General features: G+C 63.0%; 10 protein-coding genes. 5 read left to right on the forward strand and 5 right to left on the reverse strand.

Annotated features, from left to right (window positions below; genetic code table 11):
• Nucleotides 1–17 precede the first annotated feature (17 nt).
• Nucleotides 18–962: a GlxA family transcriptional regulator gene (locus ACSSVQ_RS06670; RefSeq protein ID WP_454181688.1), complete on the reverse strand. Its 945-nt coding sequence runs from the start codon at nt 960–962 to the stop codon at nt 18–20.
• A 112-nt stretch (nt 963–1,074) separates the two neighbouring features.
• On the opposite strand from ACSSVQ_RS06670, the gene ACSSVQ_RS06675 reads away from it, so the two are divergent.
• The 4 genes from ACSSVQ_RS06675 to ACSSVQ_RS06690 are packed head-to-tail and all read left to right on the forward strand — an operon-like array spanning nt 1,075 to nt 6,105.
• A complete protein-coding gene (locus tag ACSSVQ_RS06675; protein ID WP_454181690.1) occupies nt 1,075–2,325 on the forward strand; it encodes a sarcosine oxidase subunit beta family protein in 1,251 nt (416 codons plus the stop codon).
• A 9-nt stretch (nt 2,326–2,334) separates the two neighbouring features.
• Complete coding sequence (locus tag ACSSVQ_RS06680; RefSeq protein WP_454181692.1) at nt 2,335–2,610, forward strand: sarcosine oxidase subunit delta; 276 nt, start codon at nt 2,335–2,337, stop codon at nt 2,608–2,610.
• On the forward strand, nt 2,607–5,564 hold the full coding sequence (locus ACSSVQ_RS06685) for a sarcosine oxidase subunit alpha family protein (RefSeq protein WP_454181694.1): 2,958 nt from the start codon (nt 2,607–2,609) through the stop codon (nt 5,562–5,564). The genes ACSSVQ_RS06680 and ACSSVQ_RS06685 overlap by 4 nt, the downstream gene beginning before the upstream one ends.
• On the forward strand, nt 5,557–6,105 hold the full coding sequence (locus ACSSVQ_RS06690; RefSeq protein WP_454181696.1) for a sarcosine oxidase subunit gamma: 549 nt from the start codon (nt 5,557–5,559) through the stop codon (nt 6,103–6,105). Before ACSSVQ_RS06685 ends, ACSSVQ_RS06690 begins: the two co-directional genes overlap by 8 nt.
• Here ACSSVQ_RS06690 and ACSSVQ_RS06695 read toward each other — a convergent pair.
• Nucleotides 6,102–7,097: an alpha/beta fold hydrolase gene (locus ACSSVQ_RS06695; protein WP_454181698.1), complete on the reverse strand. Its 996-nt coding sequence runs from the start codon at nt 7,095–7,097 to the stop codon at nt 6,102–6,104. The genes ACSSVQ_RS06690 and ACSSVQ_RS06695 overlap by 4 nt on opposite strands.
• Before the next feature lie 12 nt (nt 7,098–7,109).
• The gene (gene glnT, locus ACSSVQ_RS06700) at nt 7,110–8,465 is read right to left on the reverse strand and encodes a type III glutamate--ammonia ligase (RefSeq protein WP_454181700.1); all 1,356 of its coding nucleotides are present in this window, start codon (nt 8,463–8,465) and stop codon (nt 7,110–7,112) included.
• A gap of 157 nt (nt 8,466–8,622) precedes the next feature.
• Between glnT and ACSSVQ_RS06705 the strand changes: the two genes are divergently transcribed.
• Nucleotides 8,623–9,273, forward strand: coding sequence for a TetR/AcrR family transcriptional regulator (locus tag ACSSVQ_RS06705; protein WP_454181702.1), 651 nt, complete (start codon nt 8,623–8,625; stop codon nt 9,271–9,273).
• Nucleotides 9,274–9,477: 204 nt separating this feature from the next.
• Here the strand turns inward: ACSSVQ_RS06705 and ACSSVQ_RS06710 are convergent, their stop codons facing one another.
• Nucleotides 9,478–11,238, reverse strand: coding sequence for a ShlB/FhaC/HecB family hemolysin secretion/activation protein (locus ACSSVQ_RS06710; RefSeq protein ID WP_454181704.1), 1,761 nt, complete (start codon nt 11,236–11,238; stop codon nt 9,478–9,480).
• Nucleotides 11,239–11,291: 53 nt separating this feature from the next.
• Entirely contained in the window at nt 11,292–18,584 is a 7,293-nt protein-coding gene (locus ACSSVQ_RS06715; RefSeq protein ID WP_454181706.1) for an MBG domain-containing protein, read from the reverse strand.
• Nucleotides 18,585–18,600: the final 16 nt, after the last annotated feature.

Genomic DNA, 18,600 nt, shown 5'->3' on the forward strand with positions numbered 1-18,600 from the left:
TTTCCGCTGAGTAAACCCTATCCGCGCGTGGGCTGGCGGTCCGCGCGCGGGGTCACGCCCATCTCGGCGCGGTAGACCCGCGAAAAATGGCTCGCGCTGGCAAACCCTGTTGCCATGGCGACTTCGGCAACGGACATGGCGCTCTGGCGCAGAAGACGGCGGGCATGCTCCAGCCGCATGCGCCGATAGACGGCCTGGAAGGTCGTACCCATTTCGCCTGCGAAGAGCCGATCGAGATGGCGCGGGGTTATCCCCGCAAACGCAGCCATGGCGGCGCGATCCATGGGCTGCTCGAGCGTCGTTTCCATCTTTTCAAGGAGCGTCAGCAGCCTGGGGTGATGCGTGCCATAGGTCTCCGCGCGCGAGGCCCGCTGAGCGCCGGAGGCTTCCTCGATATGGGTGTGGAGATACCAGTCGGAGACACGCCGTGCGAAATCCGCGCCCAGCCGCTCGGCAATGACAGCGCTCATCATGTCGAGAGGGGCGATACCGCCGCCGCAGGTGATGCAGTTGCCGTCGATCACATATCGGGCGCGCTCGGGCACAAGGTCGGGGAAAGCTTCCATCAGGGCCGGCGCATGTTCCCAGTGGATGGTAAAGCGGCGATTGGCGAGCACCCCCGCCTCGGCCAGCAGATAGGGGCCGCCGGAGATGCCGCCGATGCGGACCCCTTCGCGCGTCAGACGGCGAAGCGCCGCCGCGATCTCCGGGCTCTCCCAATCGGCCGGACTGCCGCCCGCGCAGACGAAGACCGTGTGAAGGCCTTTACCCCCCTTCGCCAGCTTTTCGGTCGGCACGCATACGCCCGACGAGCTTTCCACCATGCCGCCCGCAACCGAGAACGCCTCGACCCGATAGAGCTCTTTCCCCGCCAATATGTTTGCCGCGCGCAACGGCTCCGTCGCAGCGGCGAAGGACATCAGTGCGAAGCCGGGCAGGAGGATGAAGCCATAGGTCTGCATGGGCGGTTTCCGGACACAAAGTCTCTTACATACTTTTTTCAGTCTCTTATGGGCAAGTCAAGGCGCGCGCCACCCGCCATGATTTCCGGCAGACCTCAAGCGGAAGAGAGCGATGCGCTATTCGGCCCTGTCGATTTTCCTCAATGCGCTCAGCGGCAACCGGCGCTGGCAGCCCGCATGGCGGGAGCCGGCGCCGAAGCCCCATTACGACGTGGTGATCGTGGGCGGCGGCGGGCACGGGCTTGCCACCGCCTACTACCTCGCCAAGGTGTTTGGCGTGCGCAACATTGCCGTGCTGGAGAAAAGCTATCTCGGCTCCGGCAATATCGGCCGCAACACGACCATCATCCGCTCCAATTACCTGCTTGAGGGGAACCAGCCCTTCTACGAATTCTCGCTGAAACTGTGGGAAGGGCTGGAACAGGATTTCAATTTCAACGCCATGGTCTCGCAGCGTGGCGTGCTGAACCTCTATCATTCCGATGCGCAGCGGGACGCCTATACGCGCCGGGGCAATGCCATGCTGCTCTCGGGCGCGGATGCGGAACTGCTCGACCGCGACGACGTGCGCCGCATGCTGCCCTTTCTCGATTTCACCAACGCGCGCTTCCCCATACGCGGCGGCCTGCTGCAGCGCCGCGGCGGCACGGTTCGCCATGACGCGGTCGCCTGGGGCTATGCGCGCGGAGCGGATGCGCTTGGCGTCGACATCATCCAGCATTGCGAGGTCACCGGCATTCGCCGCGAGGGCGACCGGGTGACCGGCGTCGACACAACCAGGGGCATGATCGGCTGCGGCAAGCTCGCCCTTTCCACCGCCGGACATTCCAGCGTGACCGCCTCCCTGGCGGGACTGCGCCTGCCGGTCGAAAGCCATGTGCTGCAGGCTTTCGTCTCGGAAGGGCTAAAACCCTTCATCGACAATGTCGTGACCTTCGGCGCGGGGCACTTCTATGTTTCGCAGTCCGACAAGGGCGGGCTCGTCTTCGGCGGCGATATCGACGGCTACAACTCTTACGCGCGGCGCGGCAACCTCGCCACGGTCGAACATGTAATGGAAGCGGGTGTCGCCATGATCCCCGGTCTCTCCCGTATTCGCGCCCTCAGAAGCTGGGGCGGCATCGTGGACATGACGATGGACGGCTCGCCCATCATCGACAAGACGCATCTGCCCAATCTCTACCTCAATGCCGGCTGGAACTATGGAGGCTTCAAGGCAACGCCTGCGGCGGGCTGGTGCTTTGCGCATCTGATCGCAAGGGACGCGCCGCATGAAGTCGCCACCGCCTATCGCCTCGACCGCTTCGCGCGCGGCTATCTCATCGACGAGCGCGGCGCGGGCGCGCAGGCCAACCTTCACTAGGAGCCGGATATGGCAAGCCTCATTCCCTGTCCGCATTGCGGCATGCGCCCGAAAGAGGAATTCACCATCAAGGGAAGCGCCGACGTTGCAAGGCCCGCACCGGAAGCAGGCACGCAAGACTGGCTCGACTATGTCTATCTGCGCGAGAACCCGATGGGGCGACTCAGCGAATATTGGCACCACGCCTCCGGCTGCCGCCGATGGCTCGTCGTCTCGCGCGACAGCGTGAGCCATGACATCTACAGCGTGCAGGATGCCGCGCAGGCAAAGGGAGGCGGGGCATGACGGCATACCGGCTTGCCACGGGCGGTCTCGTCGACCGCGACCGCCCTGTCGGCTTCAGCTTCGACGGCAAGCGCATGCAGGGATATGAGGGCGACACGCTCGCTTCCGCCCTTCTGGCCGACGGGCAGACACTCGTCGGACGCAGTTTCAAATATCACCGTCCGCGCGGCATCCTCACCGCCGGCGCGGCGGAGCCCAATGCGCTAGTAACGCTCGGCCGGGATGGACGGACGGAGGCCAATTGCCGTGCGACCATGGTGGAGCTTCACGAAGGGCTCGAGGCCCGAAGCCAGAATTGCTGGCCGTCGCTCACACACGACATCGGCACGGTGAACCAGCTTGCCGCGCCCTTTCTCGGCGCGGGCTTCTACTACAAGACCTTCATGTGGCCCGGCGCTTTCTGGGAAAAAGTGTATGAGCCCGCCATCCGCCGTGCGGCGGGGCTCGGGCGCGCCAGTTACGAGGCCGATCCCGACCGTTATGAAAAAGCCTGGGCGCATTGCGACCTGCTGGTGATCGGCTCGGGCCCCACCGGGCTTGCTGCGGCGCTCACCGCCGCCCGCGCGGGCGCTCGTGTGATCCTTGCCGACGAACAGTCAAGGATGGGCGGATCATTGCTGAGCGAGAGCGGCGAGATCTACGGCACGACCGCCCCCGCTTTCGCGGAAGCATGCCTCGCGGAACTTTCTTCCCTCGACAATGTAACGCTGATGCCGCGCAGCACGGTTTTCGGCTGGTATGACGACAATGTCTTCGGCGTTGTGGAGCGCGTACAGAAACATACCGCCGCCCCCGACCCGAACCGGCCCGTCGAACGGCTCTGGCGGGTCGCCGCGAAACAGGCCGTGCTGGCGACGGGCGCGGAAGAACGCCCGCTTGTTTTCGGCGGGAACGACCGTCCCGGCGTGATGATGGCCGGCGCCATGCGGAGTTATGCCAATCGCTATGGCGTGGCGGCGGGCGAGCGCGTGGCCGTCTTCACCAACGGGCTTTCCGGCTACCGCACCGCGCACGATCTCGAGCGGCTTGGGGTCGAGGTCGCGGCAATCGTCGATCCGCATGAGACGCGCATCGCCTACGAAGGCAAGGCGCGCCTCATGCGCGATGCCGTCGTGACGGAAACCAAAGGCGGCAAAGCGCTGTCCTCCATCGAGGTTCGGCAGGGCGGAAAATCGGAGACGATCACCGTCGACGCGCTTGCCATGTCGGGCGGATGGAGCCCGGTCATCCATCTTGCCTGCCATCGCGGCGCAAGGCCGGTCTGGTCCGAGGCCCATGCGGCTTTCCTTGCGCCCGACGGCCTGAAAGGCCTGGTGGTGGCGGGCGCGGCGGCGGGACGTGCAACGACAGAAACCTGCCTGGCGGATGGCGAAGCTCATACGCAGGAAATACTCCAGGCCCTCGGCTTTTCAACCACCGCGCCCGCCTTCGGACAACCGCATGAGGACGATGAAAAAGCGGCACCCTCCTTCTGGTATGTCGCCAATTCCAGCGGCAAGGCTTTTGTCGACTTTCAGAACGACGTGCATCTGAAGGACCTGCAACTCGCCACGCGCGAAGGCTATGGTCATGTCGAACATGCCAAGCGCTACACGACGAACGGCATGGCGACGGATCAGGGCAAGCTTTCTAATGTAAATGCCATCGGCATTCTGGCGGGCGAGCGAGGCGTTTCGCCCGGCGAGATCGGGACGACGACCTTCCGGCCCTTCTATACGCCGGTTTCTTTCGGCGCGTTCGCCGGCGCGCATCGCGCGGAACATTTCCAGCCCGTGCGTCACTCGCCGCTGCACCAATGGGCCAAAAAGCGCGACGCGGTCTTCGTGGAGACCGGCCAGTGGTATCGCTCGCAGTATTTTCCGCAAAGCGGCGAAACGCATTGGCGCGAAAGCGTGGACCGGGAGGCGAAAGCGGTGCGCTCATCGGTCGGGCTCTGCGATGTCTCCACCCTCGGCAAGATCGAGATTACGGGTGCGGATGCGGCGGAGTTCCTGAACCGGGTCTATTGCAATGCCTTTCTGAAGCTGCCGGTGGGCAAGGCGCGCTACGGCATCATGTTGCGCGAGGATGGCTTCATCTATGACGATGGCACGACGAGCCGGCTTGGCGACAATCACTTCTTCATGACGACGACCACGGCACTTGCGGCGGGCGTGCTGGCGCATCTGGAGTTCTGCGCACAGGCGCTCTGGCCCGAGCTCGATGTGCATCTCGCCTCGGCGACCGACCAATGGGCACAGATGGCGATTGCGGGCCCCTGTGCGCGTAAGGTGCTGGAACAGATCGTCGATGAGGATATTTCCAACGAGGCGTTCCCCTTCCTCGCCGTGCGGGAGGTAACCCTCTTCGGCGGTGCGCTTCGCGGTCGGCTTTTCCGTATTTCCTTTTCCGGCGAACTCGCCTTCGAGCTGGCCATGCCCGCGGGCTTTGGCGAGCCGGTCGCCGAGAGGCTGATGGAGGCAGGCGCTCCCTTCGGTATCACGCCCTATGGCACGGAAGCGCTCGGCGTGCTGCGCATCGAGAAAGGGCATGTCACCCATGCCGAAATTGACGGGCGCGTGACGCCGGGCGATCTCGGTATGGGGCGGATGGTCTCTGCGAAGAAGCCCGATTTCATTGGCCGCGCCATGCTGAGGCGCGAGGGGCTCACCGATCCCGACCGGCCGCAACTCGTGGGGCTGACACCGCTCGACCCGTCGGAGTCTTTCGGCAGCGGGACGCATATCTTCAATCCGGACGACACGCCAAACATGGGCAGCGATCTCGGCCATGTGACCTCGACCTGCTTCTCGCCCCATCTCGGCCACACGATCGGGCTGGCGCTGGTTAAACACGGGTCCGAGCGGCATGGCGAGGAAGTAATCGTCTGGAACGGTGTGAAGAAGGAAACAACGCGCGCCCTGCTTTGTGCGCCGGTCTTCGTCGATCCGGAGAATGAGAGGCTTCATGTCTGACGCAGCCCTGAAACCGGTCCCCGCCCTCGCCGATGCACCTGCCGGGCATTTCGGCGCGCCCTCGGCGGCACATTCCGTCGTCATGACAGCGATGCCGGAAGGCCATGTTTGGCAGCTCTTCGCCGCAACACTTTCCAGCGAGGAGATCACGCAGGCAGCGGGCGGCGACGCCGTGCGTGAAGCCGGACCGGGGCAATGGTTCGCCGTCGGCGATGCACCGCTTACGCCATCATCGTTCACCTTGCTGGAGGGCCGCGCCACGCTGATCGACCAAAGCCATGGGCGGGTGCGCATCCGCCTCGAAGGCGAAGCGGTGACGGCTTTGCTCGCCAAGGGCGTTGCCATCGACCTTCACGACCAGGCCTTTCCCGTGGGCCGCGCCGCCATCACGCTATGCAGCCATATCTCGGTGCATCTGACGCGGCTTGCACCGCACAGCTTCGAACTGATGGTGTTGCGCAGCTACGCGCTATCGCTGTGGGAAAGCCTGATTGAGATGGGACTGGAGTTCGGGATCGAGGCCCGCGGGCCGGGCGCCTAGTCGGATAGAATGCGCTGCATCTCCGTTTCGATCTCCCGGGCTTCTGTGTCAAAGCGGCCCGGCGCCCCCGCACAATGGCCGTAGGGAGAGTGCAACACCTTCACCTCCGCATGGCCGATCTCCGCAGCCTCCAATTCCGTTTCCCTGACGGTGAAATAGGTGTCGGTGTCGCAGGGCATCAGCACGGTGCGCGCGGTGATGTCAGCGAGCGCTTTACCCGTATCTGCATGACGCCAGGCATGGAGCACGGCCAGCAGATCGTTCGCATGATGCTCCAGATGGTCGTCTTCCCAGCCCTTCAGAAAAGCTTCGAGGTCGGCATAGCCGAGGCCTTCGTAAAGGCGCTCGCGGAAAAACTCGGCGGAATAGGCCCACCCCGCATAGACGCGGCCGAAAGCGCGAAGTCCCGTTTCCGGCGGTGCGCTGTAGCGCCCCCCTTCATAGGCTGCGTCGGCCCGCAACGCCGCCGACACGCCTTCGAGAAACGCCTGATTGAGCGGCCAGCATTTCGCGTTGCCACAAACGGCCAGCACCCGCTCCACAAAATCCGGATAGAGCGCGGCCATATGCAGGCTCTGCATGGCGCCCATCGACCAGCCGGTCGCAAGTTTCAGTTTCGAGATACCGAATTGCTCGCTCAGCAGCCGATGCTGGGCGGCGGCATTGTCGCGGATAGTTACCTTCGGGAAGCCTGCCCCCGCACATGAATTCGTCATTGTGCTGGGGGATGCCGAGACGCCATTCCCGAACATGTTGGTCAGCACGATGAAATAGCGCTCCGGGTCGAGCGCGCGGCCCGGCCCGATAATCGGGTCGTAGGAGGTGTCGGTGCCGGAATAATAGCTCGGCAGGAGGATGCAATTGTCGCGCGCGGGCGAGAGCCGGCCCAGCATGCGATAGATAAGGAAAGCGCCTTGCAACACCTCCCCGCTTTCCAGAGGGAAATCTCCGAGGTCGAACCGCTCGCGCCCGCTTGTCTCTGCCGCGCCCATTCCCGCCTTACCTCAATAGAATTTCAGATAACGATCTTTTTCCCAGTCGGAGACGTGATTTATATAGCTTTTCCATTCATCGCGTTTGAACTCGACCCAGGCCTCGAACATGTCGTCGCCAAACACCTGCCGCGAGAAGGGGTCGGCTGCGAATGCTTCGACGGCCTCTTCCAGCGTTTCCGGCAACATGCGCACGCCGAGAGCCTCCAGCTCTTCGGGCGTTTTCACATACATGTTGTCAGTATGAGGCTCGCCGGGGTCGAGACCTTCCCTGATCCCTTCAAGACCCGCGGCCAGCACCATCGCCGCCCCGAGATAGGGGTTGCAGGAACTGTCTGCCGCGCGAAGCTCGATACGCTGGCCGTCGCGGGGAATGCGCACCGTGTTCGTGCGATTGTTGTTGCCATAGCAGGCAAAGATCGGCGCCCAGGTGAAGCCTGACATGCTGCCCTGCTTGATCAGGCGCTTGTAGCTGTTCACCGTCGGCGCCACGACCGCGCAGATGGCAGGCAAATGACGCAGCACGCCGGCAATGAACTGGTAGCCCAGTTCCGACAGGTTGCAGCCGCGCGGATCGCTCCCGGTCTTGAAGAGGTTTTCCTGCGTCTTGAGGTCGTAGAGCGACATATTGAAATGCGCGCCGCTGCCTGCACGGTTGGCATAGGGCTTGGGCATGAAGCTCGCGAAACCGCCGTGCTTGCTCGCGATTTCCGTCGCCATCATCCGCAAGAAGACGAAATTGTCGGCCATCTCCAGCGCGGGGAAATATTTGAAATCGATTTCGAACTGCCCGATGCCGTCTTCATGGTCGAAGGAATAAACCCCCCAGCCCAGAGAGTTCATGGCGCCGACCAGCTCCGACAGCCAGGGCATATTGTCGAGCAGACGTACCGTGTCATAGGCGGGTTTTGCCAGATGATGACGGGAGGAGAGCGGCTTGAAGCCTTTCTCCTCGTCGTCCTGCAACACGAAGAACTCCGCCTCGATCCCGAGATTCATGCCGAAGCCCATTTCCGCGGCGCTGGCCAGCGTGCGCTTCAGAATGTTGCGGCTGCAGGCCTCGAAGGGCTTGCCTTCGCAGTGAAGGTCGGAGGCGAACCATGCGATGTCGGGCTGCCAGGGCAGGATGCGTCCGCTCGCAGGGTCGGGATGGGCGGCGACTTCCTCGTCGCTCACATCCTGGGGCACGCCATCGAGCGCTGCGCCGGTGAAGAGTTCGGATCCGCCCATCATTCGGTCGAGATGGTCAACCGGGACCATCTTTGCCTTCGATACGCCATGCATGTCGACATAGCTCGCGATCAGATAGTCGACATTCGCAAAATCCGCTGGGGCGATGGCAGTCGTGTCCTGGTTTTCCCTGATCATCTCGAAACTCCGGAAGAGGGGTGGCCGTTTCCCAACAGGAAAGCAAGCCGTATGCCAAAATAAATTGATTGTTTAATTAATATTATGGGGCGAAGATGGAGCATATCGCACAAGGATGCGGCAGCAGATGCGGAAAAGATCGGCAGTTCGTCGAAAAATGAGTAGTACGACCAGAAACAAGAAAGCCCGGCCTGCTCGTCGCGGCCCGGGCCGTCCGGCAGGAGAAAAGAGCGATGACAGCGTGGCGATCCTGCAGGACGTGGCTCTCGACCTCTTCTCACAACGCGGCTTCCACGCGGTCACGATCAAGGACATCGCCAAGGCCACAGGGCTGAATGCCGCGCTCATCTATTATTATTTCGGCAGCAAGGAAGACCTCTTCCAGCAGAGCGTGCAGGTCGCGGTGGACCGCGCCTTCGAACAGTTCGAGACGCTGGCGCAGGGCCATACCGCGCCCGACCAGATCATTCGCGACTGGATCGAAACCCATATCAAGCAGCGCGAACTGATCCGCAAGCTCGTGCAGGTCAGCCTCGACTATTCGAAGATGGAACACCGCGTGCCCGAAACGGATGCCGCCATCCGTCAATTCTATGACCGCGAACGCGCGGTCCTGTCCAGCGCCATCCGCAAGGGCGTGCGGCAAAAGCTGTTCCGCAAGGTCGACCCCGATCAGACTACGGAATTCATCTCGACGTTTCTCGATGGCGCAATGGTTCGCTCACTGATTTTCGATGACTTTAATTCATCAAAGGCGATCCGCAGCTTACAGAAATTCATCCTCTCCCACCTGCAAGATGGCACCTAAGAACCTTAAACTCTCTCCCAGATCCTGTTTCGCTATCCAAGCACCTTACCCAAAGATGAAGCCCAACATCCGGGGGCCGGTCGGGCGTGGATCCATATAGATGTCCCAGTCGCTCATCCAGACCCAATTGGCAGCACGAGCTTCGGAGGATTGCGAAGTTCAACCTCTCCGCATTTACCGCCTCAGGCCGGTTGAATCGCGTGCCTAGTAAGAGAGTGTGATCGAAATCGCCCCTCTTGCGCCTCGTTCCGATGCGCCCGGCAGGCGGCGAAGCTGCCAGCCCATATCGAAGCGCATGGAAAGGTAGCGGTCGAGCACATAGCGTGCGCCGACGCCCGCCCCCTGAATGGCTGCCTGTTGGGAGGTGCCGGCAACCTCATCGGCATCGACGAGCCAGGCATAATCCCAGAACGCGACGAGCTGTCCCTGATCTTCGATACCGTTCACGGCCCGCCCTAGAAGACGGAAAGAGGGCGAGCGCAGTTCGTTCGACAGAAGGAGGCCTTCCGAGCGGTTCAGGGCGCGGACTTCATACCCGCGCACGCTGTCCGTGCCGCCTGCGCCGAGCTTCTCGCTCGCCGGGAGATTGCCGTCGGCCACCTGCCCCTTCAGCCGGACAACCCAGCTTGCTCCTTTCGGCAGGCCCGTCACACGAGTGACGGTCGCGCTGTTGTAAACATAGTGGGCATCGGCGTCCGCCTGCCCCGCCGCGGCATAGGCACTGTCGGTATTGTCGCTGCTCATGCCGCCGGGACTGAGGTACAGCGTGTTGTTGAAGCTCGTCTGCCCCCAATCGTCCGCCGCCGTCAGATCGTAGCCGAGCAGGAACTGATCGACTTCCGTCCTGCTGGCAAATATCTGGACGCCCCCAAAGGCGAGGTCGTTATTGGACGACTTGTAGTCGAAGCCCGCCATGACGGATTGGTTGACCCAGTCCAGCGAAGGCAGATCGTGCCGGTAGCGCAGGCTTGCCTGCCAGCTCTCTCCCACCTGGCCGAAAAAGGGGCCAATATCGGGGACCTGCCGATCGTAGGAGCCGAAGACCTCCAGCGTGTCGAGCCAGGGTAGCGGCACGGTATAGGTGAGCGCATGAGCCATGAAGCGGGGATCGTCCGGCAGGCCGGGGCCCCGATCGCGGCTTTTCAGGAGATCGCCACTGGTTGTGAACTGGTAGGACAGACGGTGACCCGCCCAGAAAGCATTGCCCCAGTTAAAGCCCGCGCTCCAGCGGTCGCGTCCCGTGGCGCGCAGGCCGGTATTGTCGTAGCTGACATAGACGCGGAGGGGGAAGCGGTCCCGCACCTGCAAGCCGATATCGGTCTCGCCCAGCGAGGCGCCGGGCTTCAGCACCGCGCTCACCTGCCGGAAGGGATTGGCGTTCAACTGACTGAGGCCACGCTTCAGGCGGTCGACATCGATCGGCTTGCCCTGTTTCTGTGCCAGCCCGTCGCGATACTGGCTCGCATCGAACCACTTGTTGCCGCTGACACCGATCTTGCCGAGGTGGAACTCCATCACCAGAAGCTGCACCGTGCCCGAGGTCACATCCTGCGGCGGGAAGGTTACATCGACGAGGGGCTTGCCCTCACTACGGAAGGCGGCGATGACGGCGCGGGAGATGGCAGCGAGGTCACGCTGCCTGAGCGGCTGGCCGATAAAGGGCTGAAGCACCTTGTCGAGCGCGGCGGCATCGGCACCCGACAGGGCCGACACATCAACGCCCTTTGTCGGAACGCCAGCCTTTGCGACAGCGCCCGGCGCAGTGCGTACGACAATGCCCTTAAGCTCGGGGAGGATAGCCTTGTCCGCTCCCGTTTCCGGCGCAGCCTCGGGCGGGGACGGCAATTCAAGCCCACCCTCCTCGCCTGCCGGCGGCTCCTGCGGGGCCACGCGCTCGAAATCCTGCGCGAAAGCGAGGGTCGGCGCGAGCGCCAGGCCGAGCGTCAGCCCGAGGACAGCAGGCACAAGCCGGTTTGCGGCGCCCTTTCGCGGGTACCGTGTTTCGTTGCGCAAGGCTCTCACTCCCGATGCGAATTGACCGGCAAGATGCCGACGTTGAGGTAGAGGTGCGGATAGCGCACACCGATTGTCGTCCTGCCGTTCAGACGGCCGGGCGTGCCGAGCAGCAGGTTCCACCGATCGTCGACGGCGTCATCGCCATCCCCTTCCAGGATGGAACCGGCCGTGATGTCTGCTGTATCGGCGAGGACAGGAAGACCTGCCCGCACAATGAGCGGCAGCGACCAGAAGCCGCCAACGCCGGCCCCCGGTCCGACCTCGCTTTCCGACAGGTTCCAGGTTGTGGCGCCCGGCCGGGACTCGATGGAACGGATCGACTGGCCGGGCACCCTATCGCGAACTGTCAGCGTGCCGTCCACATAGTGGATGTCGTAGTTGGAAAGCCCGCTACCCGTCGCGTTGCTCACGACAATCGCATAGCTGCCCACCGGGGCATTCGCATCTGTACCGCTGCTTGCCAGCATAACGCCCGTTACCGTATCGCCGGACACGAGGCCATTTACGCGATAGCCGGACAGGACGATGCTTTGGCCAGTATTCTTCTCTTCGTCATCCGCCGTAATGGTGAGCGTGGCCGGATTGACGGTCAACGTTCCGGCCACAAAGGTCAGCGCATAGTTGGAACCGAGCCCGAAAGTGCCTTGCACAATGCCGTAGGTGCCGACATCCGACGAGGCCGTGGCAGAGGTCGCCAGCGCGCCCGACGGCGTATCGCCATTGGCGAGGCTTCCGCTCGTGACATGCCAGCCGAGCACCGGATTGGATGCACCATAGACGCGGGCAAGATTGTCCGCCGTCACGGTAACGGCACGGGCTGTGACCGCCAGATTGGCGCCGGTGAAATCGATCAGATAGTTGCCACCCGCCGAAAGCGTCCCCTTCGTGATGACATAGGAACCGACATTCGATGTGGTGTCCGCAGCGGTCGTCAGCGCACCGCTGAAGAGGCCGGCGCCATCGCCATTCACAAAGCCGCTATAGCCATAGGTGAGCGCAGGATTGCTGTCTCCATAGCTACGGCTTTGCGTATCCGCCGTCACGGTGAGCGTGGCCGGATTGACGGTCAGTGTGCCCGGCACGAAGGTCAACGCATAGTTGGAGCCGAACCCGAACGTACCCTGCGTGATGCCATAGGTGCCGACATCCGACGAAGCCGCGGCCAACGTCGTGAGCCCACCCGAAGCTTTGTCGCCATTCACAAGGTTGCCGCTCGTCATCTGCCAGGTGAGGCCGGGATTAGACGCGCCGTAGAGACGAGCAAGATTGTCCGCAGTCACCGTGATCGGACGGGCCTTAACTGTCAGCCCGTCGGTCAGCGTGTTGTAGTGAATGTCGTAATTCGAGGCCGAGCCGGTGCCGAAGACGGCGTTCGAGGAGGAAATGTCGTAGCTGCCGGCATTGGCCGTCGCGGCCGTTCCCGCGCTGGTCAGCGTGACGCTCGAAATGCTGTCAGACCCGACGAGCCCGCTGGTTGAGAAGCCAGTCAGGCTCAGCGCATCGCCATAGGTCTTTGTGGCCGCGTCGGGCGTAATCGTCAGATTGACCGTAGCGACGCCGATGGTCAGCGTGCCTGCAACATAGCTGATGTCATAGTTGCCGGAGGAGAGGCCCGAGGGCGTGATCGCATAGGTCCCGGCGTTGACTGCGCCTTGCGAGGTACCGCCATAGCTGAGCGAGCCGGAAAGCACTAAAGCGCTCTCACCGTTGACGAAACCCGCATAGGTCACGCCGTTGCCACCGGAATAGGCGTTGCCGTCATAGGTCTTGCTGTCGTTCTTGGCCGTCACCTCCAGCGAGGCCTTGCCCACCGTCAGAGAGCCGGACACGAAGCTTATGTCGTAACCGAGCTGTGACGAATAAAGTCCGTCAAGCGAGAGGTCAGAGCCGGAGTAACTGCCCGCATTCGCGCTGGAGGCGGTGTATTGGGCCGTCCCCAGAACGAGCGAAGAATCATATCCGGAAGGATTGTAGGCAAGCGTCCCGACATCCGCGCTCACTGCGCTGCCGTCATATGTCTTCGTGCCGGCGCCACCGGTCACGGTGAGGCCAGTCATGAAGTAACGAATGAGGGGGGCCGTCTGCCCTTCATAGATACGCCAGATCGAGCTCGTGCCACCCTGGCCATCGATGTTCCAACCGACATCGGTGAAAGTCGAAAGCGTCTTCAGGCCAGCGGTATCCACGCCGATCGCACCGGCCACCGCGGTGCCGGTGACGCCGTTCGATTGACCGGTGGTTTCCGTATTCCAGAAGCTCCCCGTCACCGAGCCGGACGCATTCGGCAAGAGGTAATTTGAACCAATCAGCCCGGCAACCGCCGAGCTGCCGTGCACAGCACCGGTGGCGTAGCTGTTGGCGACCGTATTGCCATAGGTGTTGCCCAGATAATTATTGCCGATGAGACCGCCGACAGTGCTGCCGCCCGTTACCGACCCTGTCGCATAGGTGGTGGAAATCACGGCTTGCGTATTGAGGCCGACAAGGCCGCCAAGATTGGCGCTGCCCGAGACCGCGCCCGTGGCAAAGGCCGTCGTAATTGCAGCCCCATTGGCGTTGATCCCCACGAGACCGCCAACATTCGAGACACCGGATACATCACCCGTCGCATAGCTGCGCGTGACGGTGCCCGTATTGGCGCCGGCAAGACCACCGACACTGCCGCCAGTCAAGACCTCGACCTTGCCGGTCGCATAGGAATCCACAACCGCGGCAGACGCGCCAGAGTTGATACCGACAAAGCCGCCCGTGTTATTACCGGACCCGTTCACCGTTCCGCTTGCATGCGACTGGAGGATCGTGCCGGTATTCGCGCCCGCGACGCCGCCGGCCATCGCGTAAAACGACCCATTGTTATAGATATCGCTGCCCGTAGCCGTGACATCGACGTCAGCAGCCGAATAGCTGATCGTGCCGCTCGCATTGTTACCCACGAGACCGCCGACGTAGCTTTCACCCCCGACCTGGCCGCTTGTCGACACATTGGTGAGGAGACTCGTGTTTCCGCTGAAAGAGCCAATGACCCCACCAACATATTTTTGACCGGTGATGTCGATACCATCGAGCGCGACATCTTTGAGCGTGACGTTGCTGCCCGTATACCCGAAGAGGCCGACATAGTCCGTCGTCGCCCGATCGATGGTCAGACCTGTGATCGTATGGTTCTGGCCGTCGAAACTTCCGGTAAAGAGGTTGCTGTCGTCACCGATGGGATCGAAGCCCGCACCACTATGCCATGTGGCCGTGCCCGATGCATCGATGTCGTTTGCGAGTACGAAGGACTTGCCAAGCAGACTCTGCGACGCCATGCCCTGCAGGCCGTAGACGTCGGCGATCTGGTAGGGCGTACCGGCGACGCCGTTCCCGCCGAGCGCGCGCACGAAGGTGGCGCCGCTGCTCAGACGGAAATCGGTGGCGCTGAACGACGGCAGGCTGGTGGCAATCTGCTCCCAGTTCGTGTCGGTGACGAACCTGTCGACATTGATGCCGCCGGTGGCGGTCGAGCTGATGCCCGTCGCCGGTCCCGTCCGTTCGATGTCGAGCGTGCCGTTCGCCGCTGTGACCGAGCCGTTGATCTTGATCGACGTGTTGCCGGTGTTGGCATAGAGGTTCAGGGTGTTGCCGTTGCTCCAGGCGATATCCCCATTCACGGTCAGGTCGCCGCCAACGGCCCACAGTGTCATCAGGCTCTTGCCGACGGAGAACGTACCGCCAGTGGAAGCGGTCAGGCCGCCCCCGGCATACATGTTCTGATCGAGCGAGAAGTCCGAGCCGGCGTCCAGATCGATATCGAGGCTCTTGCCGCTGCCGTCCGATCTCAGCACGGAACCCGGAATGTTGTTGATGAAATTCAGGTCAGCATCGCTGTAGGAGCCCAGCGTCGTGTCCAGAGCGGTCGAAACGCTGCTCAGCGAGGGAGCGTCGGTTCTGATCCCGAAGGTGTTGCCCCGGATGTCCACACTGGAGATCCCCGTGGCGGTCAGCCTATCGGAATAGGTGGCCGCCTGGCTGCTTTCCCCATCGAGATAGGCGAGCACACCATTGGTATCCAGCGAGCCTGCCGCAGATACAATGTAGTAGTAGCCGTTGGCCCCGGTCGTTGCTGCGCCGAACAGTGAACCGCCGGACAGCGCGCTGACATTGATGCCGGCAAGTGTCGTACTGCCGCTCTGGTTATAGGCAAAGCCTGAGACGGCTTCCGCGCCGCTCGGATATTGCCAGTTGAAATAGGGATAGAGGTTCGTGCCCGTGCTCCAGAGGGCGCCGGAGAAACCGGTAGGCAAGACGCTCTGCAGCTGAGCCGTGGTCATGCCCGTGCCATAGCCGCCGGTCGTCCCCGAGGTCTCCGTGTTCCAGTATCCCGCGGTGATCGTCCCGACATTGTAGGGCGTCAGACCACCATTGGTGCCGCTGCCGGTGACCAGACCGGTGGCATAAACATTGGTCAGGGTAGCGCGATTGCCGCCGGCGAAGCCGCCGGCAAAGGTGGCGGCGCTAACCGCTCCTGTGGCATAGGAATCCGAAATCGTCCCGTCATTCACGCCCACGAGGCCACCGGCGGAGGAGGCCGTGCTGGTCACCGGCCCTCCGGCATAGGACAGCGAAATGGTGCCGCTATTCTGCCCGACCAGACCGCCCGCGAAACTGCCGTTGGCGGAGATCGCAGCGGTCGAATAGGCGCGCGTCACGCTGCCCGAGGCATTGACAACGCCGACCAGTGCGCCGCTCTGCCCGCTACCGGTGATGCTGCCGCCGACGAGGCCGATATCGGACACGGAGCCGGTCAAATAACTGAACAGACCGACGTTGTCTGTCGAGCCGCGATTGATGGTCAGGTCGGTGATCGTATGGCTTTGGCCGTCGAAACTGCCCAAGAAGGTTCCGACCGGCACGAAGCCCGCCGTTCCCCAGACATCGCCGTAAGTACCGCCGCTGGCCGTGAAGCCGCTCGTCATGTCGAGGTTGGTGCCGAGCTTGTAGTCCGCGCCCAGGTCCTGCGACATCAGTTGCAGGGCGTGAGGGGTGAAGATCGTCGTGGCGTATTCGTTTCGCAGCATCGGCCGCGTTTCGCCCGCGAGCATCACCCAGGTATCGGTGAAATCGAAACCGGAATAGGTGGTCGCCGTGAAAGCATCCGCATTATTGATGCCGGTGCCGGCGAAGCTGGTGCTCTGCCCCGTTGAATCGACATCCCAATAGGCGTTGTTGGCCGTCACCGCTCCGGCAAAGGAGGCACCGCCGACCAGCCCCCCGACATTGGTCGTGCCCGTCACATTGCCGCTGGCATAGACGTTGGTCAGCGTGCCGCCCTGATAGGTGCCGCCGGCCAGGCCGCCGACATAGTCGGTCGTTCCGGTGACGGCGCCGGTGGCATAGGAATCGGTGATGCTGGCAGCGCGCAAGCGCCCGACCAGGCCGCCGACCTCACCAAAACCAGTGACCGTCGCCGTCGAGGAACTGTCGGAAATCGCGCTCTGATCGCTCCAGCCGATCAGGCCGCCGACCTGGCCACCACCGCCAAGGGAGGTGACGTTGCCGGTGACATGGACATTGCTGACGCCGCTCCCCCCGTCGAGCCGATAGGCCAGGGCTCCGACGCTCCCACCGCTCACGATCGAGACGTTGGACAGGGTGAAGTCCCGGAACCCACCGCTGGTCGAGGCGAACATCCCGACCGCGGCATCGCTCGAACGATCGATCGTCAGGCCGTCGATCGCGTGGTTGAGCCCGGCGAGGACACCGGAAAAGCTATTGATCGGGGCAAAGCCCGCGCCGCTGTCCCATGAAGCGGTTCCGCTCGCGTCGATATTGTTGGCAAGAGCGTAATAGCCGCTGCCGGTGATCGCCTGAAGGTCGTTGGCATTGTGAACGAGCGTATAGGTATTGCCGCCCATGCTGAGGCCGGCGCCCGCGCCCGACAGCGTTACCGTGCCGCCGTCGGCGAAGCTGTAATTGCCGCCATAGGTGAGGACCAGCCCCGCGCCGGTGCCGCTCGCCGCGATACCGTCATTGATCTCGATATTGCGCACCGCATTGAGCGTGAGCGTTGTGTTCGCGCTCCATGTGACGGCATCGTTGACGAAGATATCGCCATTGCCCGAGGTCGCGCCGTCATTACTGGAAATGGCGACATTGCCGCCGGCGAGATTCGTCGACAGCGTGGCGCCCGTAATGTCGCCGCCCGACGCTGCGATGGTGAAGTCGTTGGGATCGAGAAGCCAGGTGCCGGATTGCCCGCCCTCGGCCAGCGTGGAAACACGGGCGCTGTCGGCAACATTCAGGTGTTCGCCCGACGTTTCGACCTCACCGCCCTTCGCACCCGCTCCGCCTTCCGCCTTGATCGAGCCGGAGAAATCGGTCGTGCCCGTTGCGATGACGGACACATCGCCGCCGTTCCGGCCCGGCTTTGCCGCCGAGGCATCGATGCCGCCCGACATGTCAATATTGGCGCCGCGCACCGATACCGTGCCGCCCGAACCATCCGCATTGGTGGCGGCGAGCTTGCCGGCCACCGAGATATCCCCACCGGCGGTGAGCAGGATGCGCCCATCTTTCGTTGCGCTTCCTGTGGCGCGGATCACCCCGTCGGTGTTGCCTGCCAGCGCATAGACATTGCCGCCGGCGGCGGCGAGTTCGGCCTGGGCTGCCGTGACCGCGCCGTCATTCGTGACGTTGCCGTCACCCGCGCTGCCCTGAATGTAGATTCGCCTGTCGCCCCCCACCGGCTGCAAAATGACATCATTGCCCGCAGCCATGGCGGCCGCACCCTCTGGCGCATCGATACTGCCGCTATTCGATACGTTGTGCCCGATGAGCACCGCGTCACCGCCTTCCGCGCGGATGGTGCCCTGATTAACGACATCGCCCGAAGACGTTCCGGAGAACCGGCCGGCGCCGCCGTTCAGGAAATCCTCATTGGAGATATCGCGCGTGGAGCCGACGAAGGAACCACCGGTGATGACCTGACCACCGGGACCGACAACGATGCCGTTGTGGTTGATGAGATAGGCGGACCCCGTGGCGCTGAACAACCCATCGATGCGCGACAGGTCCGAACCGGTTACGCGATTGAGGGTTGCCCCGGAGCCATTATCGATGACAACGCTGCGCCCTGAACCGATTGAAAAGGAATTCCAGTCGATAATGCCGGTGTTGCTCGACTGACTGACCGCAAGTGCGCTACCGTCCCCCGCAATCGAACCGGTGCCGGCCGTGAAATGACCGCCCGTGGGCAACGCATCGGCTGCATACGCCGCCGACGCGGCGCCCTGCGCCAGCACCGCTCCCAACAGCACCGCACGGCAACGCCTG

It is taken from the genome of Parvibaculum sp. MBR-TMA-1.3b-4.2, assembly GCF_053628815.1.

Excerpts from the sequence above, each read along its gene's own strand:
- ACSSVQ_RS06695 (WP_454181698.1), bottom strand. The coding sequence starts at position 7,097 with ATGGGCGCGGCAGAGACAAGCGGGCGCGAGCGGTTCGACCTCGGAGAT.
- ACSSVQ_RS06690 (WP_454181696.1), top strand. The coding sequence starts at position 5,557 with ATGTCTGACGCAGCCCTGAAACCGGTCCCCGCCCTCGCCGATGCACCT.
- ACSSVQ_RS06670 (WP_454181688.1), bottom strand. The coding sequence starts at position 962 with ATGCAGACCTATGGCTTCATCCTCCTGCCCGGCTTCGCACTGATGTCC.
- ACSSVQ_RS06705 (WP_454181702.1), top strand. The coding sequence starts at position 8,623 with ATGAGTAGTACGACCAGAAACAAGAAAGCCCGGCCTGCTCGTCGCGGC.
- ACSSVQ_RS06680 (WP_454181692.1), top strand. The coding sequence starts at position 2,335 with ATGGCAAGCCTCATTCCCTGTCCGCATTGCGGCATGCGCCCGAAAGAG.
- ACSSVQ_RS06685 (WP_454181694.1), top strand. The coding sequence starts at position 2,607 with ATGACGGCATACCGGCTTGCCACGGGCGGTCTCGTCGACCGCGACCGC.
- glnT (WP_454181700.1), bottom strand. The coding sequence starts at position 8,465 with ATGATCAGGGAAAACCAGGACACGACTGCCATCGCCCCAGCGGATTTT.
- ACSSVQ_RS06675 (WP_454181690.1), top strand. The coding sequence starts at position 1,075 with ATGCGCTATTCGGCCCTGTCGATTTTCCTCAATGCGCTCAGCGGCAAC.